This window comes from Psychroserpens mesophilus, from assembly GCF_050617655.1.
Lineage (GTDB): Bacteria > Bacteroidota > Bacteroidia > Flavobacteriales > Flavobacteriaceae > Psychroserpens > Psychroserpens mesophilus_A.
On the sequence record NZ_JBODQC010000183.1, the window covers coordinates 1 to 268 of the forward strand.

Consider the following 268-nt stretch of genomic DNA (forward strand, 5'->3'; position numbering starts at 1 on the left):
TTTCCGGAATTGGTGAACTTCCAGATACTGACGCGTTCCAGTTCCAGGGTCTGAGCCGCAAGCTTGGTTATCCGCCGGAAGGTTTCCTGCAGGTCATCCTGAGCCATCCCGGCCAATTTCAGGATGGCATCTTTTTTTATTTCCGACCTTCGGGCGCGATCTTCCAGGGCCTGTTCCGCCCGTTTGCGTTCTGTGATATCCCGGATAATGCCAATGAGGAAATGATTGCCGGCCTCATCGGTAAATCGCGATTTCTTGGTCGAGATAA

The 268-nt window shown here is 52.2% G+C and carries 1 protein-coding gene; it reads left to right on the forward strand.

All coding sequences use genetic code 11. From position 1 onward, the window contains the following. Positions 1-268 (forward strand): hypothetical protein (locus ACRHNM_RS16870; protein ID WP_431137774.1); only part of this gene is annotated, 268 nt, incomplete at both ends.